The 2,736-nt window shown below is 57.6% G+C and carries 3 protein-coding genes; all 3 read left to right on the forward strand.

Annotation, left to right across the window (positions count from 1 at the left end):
- The first annotated feature begins 81 nt into the window (after positions 1–81).
- The 3 genes from WA354_RS08510 to WA354_RS08520 all read left to right on the forward strand — a co-directional run bounded on the left by WA354_RS08510 (position 82) and on the right by WA354_RS08520 (position 2,722).
- Positions 82–1,236, forward strand: a complete 1,155-nt coding sequence (locus WA354_RS08510) for a S1C family serine protease (RefSeq protein ID WP_472812576.1) — start codon at positions 82–84, stop codon at positions 1,234–1,236.
- Positions 1,237–1,754: 518 nt separating this feature from the next.
- The gene (locus WA354_RS08515) at positions 1,755–2,249 is read left to right on the forward strand and encodes a hypothetical protein (RefSeq protein ID WP_472812578.1); all 495 of its coding nucleotides are present in this window, start codon (positions 1,755–1,757) and stop codon (positions 2,247–2,249) included.
- Positions 2,195–2,722: an IS630 family transposase gene (locus tag WA354_RS08520; protein WP_472812577.1), complete on the forward strand. Its 528-nt coding sequence runs from the start codon at positions 2,195–2,197 to the stop codon at positions 2,720–2,722. Before WA354_RS08515 ends, WA354_RS08520 begins: the two co-directional genes overlap by 55 nt.
- Positions 2,723–2,736 lie beyond the last annotated feature (14 nt).

Genomic DNA, 2,736 nt, shown 5'->3' on the forward strand with positions numbered 1-2,736 from the left:
GGTGTGAACCCTGCGCCGGTTGCTTTGGAACTGGTGTAACGAGTTGGTAGCGTATGGAAAGGTTGCAAGGTTAAGAGAGCTATGAAACTGCGCCAGTTTGTTTTGGTCCTTCTCCTCGTAGGTGGATTCTGGTTTGTCACCACTCATTTCCCTCGAGGTCTGAATCCTCTTACACTCACGAATACGCGGGTCCCCGGCTCGCCGCTGGAATTGTCAGAGGCGCATGCTGCGCCTGAATTCGATGCGGAAGAGCAGAACAACATCTCCGTCTACCGGCATGTGCTGCCTTCTGTCGTAAACATAACTTCGCGCGCTGTAATCTTCGACTTCTTCTATGGGACTGTGCCGCAAGAGGGTCAGGGATCGGGATTCATTCTTGATAAGGCCGGCCACGTACTCACCAACTACCACGTGGTAGAAGGCGCCAATCGGGGCATTGAAGTGAAGCTGAGCAATAAGCGCAGTTACAAGGCTACGGTGATCGGAAGCGACAAGGTGCACGACCTGGCGCTGCTCAAAATCGACGCGCCTGATCTGCAGCCGGTGGTCCTGGCCGATTCCAGCCAGGTTGCGGTTGGAGAAAAAGTGTATGCCATTGGCAATCCGTTCGGGCTGAGCGGAACCATGACGCAGGGCATCATCAGCTCGATCCGTTCCATCCGCAACGGCGATGGAGCGCCAATCGAAGATGCGATCCAGACCGATGCGGCGATCAATCCCGGCAACTCCGGCGGTCCACTGCTTAATTCGCGCGGCGAGGTCATCGGCATCAACACCATGATCGCTTCGAATGGCGCGGAGCAGAGCTCGGGCATCGGATTCGCAATTCCCATCAATACGGCGAAGGCAGTGCTTTCCGATCTGACGCGTTACGGGCAGGTGCGCCGGCCATCGCTGGGCATATCGTCGTATGCGATTGGGCCGGACCTTGCGTCCCAGATGGGATTGGCTGCAGACTATGGCGTGCTGATCCAGAAGGTGCTTCCGGGTGGAGCGGCAGAGCGAGCGGGATTGCACGGAGGCAATCAGCAGGCTTACGTGGGCAACCAGCCGGTGATGCTCGGCGGCGATTTGATTGTGGCGATCGATGGCCAGCAGATCACCGATCCGCAGGACATCAGCGTGGTGATGGACAAGCACCAAGCCGGCGATACGGTGAACGTGACGGTGTTGCGCGGACGGCGGCAGATGACGGTGAAGGTGGTGCTCGGCGAGGCGCGGTCGGTTAATACATAAGAGTGCTGCTGACGCTGGACCCAGAGAGCCGATCGTGGCCATTGACGATTGCCAGAACTTCATATTCCACTTTTCCGTTTTCGATTTCTTTGGAATAGCCGCGAACGTTCCTCTCCCTTCGTTTGCTGATCTGCGGTTTTCTGAACCGGCGCGGGCAAATCGGTCTTCGAAATTCCCTTCTCGGCGGCTAACAAGCTGAGAGAAACAACGGTGAGAGCACGCACGGGAAGTTGAAGTCCGAGTGATGCGCGCATTAACCGGCTCGATTCTTCGGAAAGTTCCCGACGCAGCCTAATCTATGCTGCACACCTTAGTCCAAACTGAAGGCAGCTCTGTTCCACGAGTGTGCTTCTTCATTGGCGCCGTCAGAATCTCTTATATCTGAGACGATCTCAACTTCCCTGAAGGCGTTCTACTCAGAATCCAGAGCAAATACCTCAGTTAGAGCAGAATCAAGCTAGCTATACCCAGCAGCGATTCTAAGAGTAATCCTTGTTTTCTCTGGCGAAGTGACCGCGATGACGAGGATGGGACGAGCCTATTCGGACGATCTGCGGGTGAGGATTTTGGAAGCCGATGAGCGCGGCGAGGGCAGTTGTCGTGTGCTCGGCAAGCGTTTTGGCGTCAGTTGGGAGTATGTTCGCAAACTGCGCCTGCAGCAGGCTGCGACTGGGCAAAAGGCGCGTGTTGCGCAATCGCGGTACGGAATCCTGAGCAAGGTGACCGAACCGGTCAAGACGCACATGCTCGGCTTGGTCAAGTCGCAGCCCGACCTGACTCTGGCCGAGTTGCGGGAGCGTATACGTTTGGACAAGGGCGTTTCGATGAGTTGGGGGCTGGTGCACCTGTGGGTGGTCCGGCTGGGTCTGCGGCTGAAAAAAAGTCGCTCCACGCCGTCGAACGAGACACCGAAACCAACCGTATCCGTCGCGCCGAGTTCCACCAGCGCATCCTCGCGATCGATCCGAAAAGGCTCGTCTTCCTTGACGAAAGCGGGATCTCGACCGCGATGACGCGGCGCTTTGCGCGCTGCCTCGGCGGGGCGCGCATCCATGAAGGGACGCCGGAAGGAGACTGGCAGATCGTCACCATCCTGGGCGCGATGAGCCTGGGCGGCATGATCGCTACGATGACCGTCGCCGCGGCCACCGATACGGATATCTTCCTCGCCTATCTGGACCATTTCCTCTGCCCGGCCCTCACTCCAGGAGATGTGGTGGCGATGGACAACCTCAGTTCGCACAAGGTCGACGGCGTGCGGCAGCGGATCGAGGCCGCAGGTGCGCAGTTGCTTTACCTGCCGCCTTACTCGCCCGACCTGAACCCCATCGAAAAGGCCTGGTCCAAGTTCAAACAGCTGCTCCGCTCCGCCAAAGCTCGGACTGAACAAGCCCTCGACCAAGCAATCACAGAAGCCCTTCAGGAAATATCTGCTGACAACGCTCAAGCCTGGTTCAGGCTGACCCTCAACTGGGTACAGCTATGATGAAAACGCTCTAA

Source organism: Occallatibacter sp., from assembly GCF_049802275.1.
In the GTDB taxonomy this organism is placed as follows: domain Bacteria; phylum Acidobacteriota; class Terriglobia; order Terriglobales; family Acidobacteriaceae; genus Telmatobacter.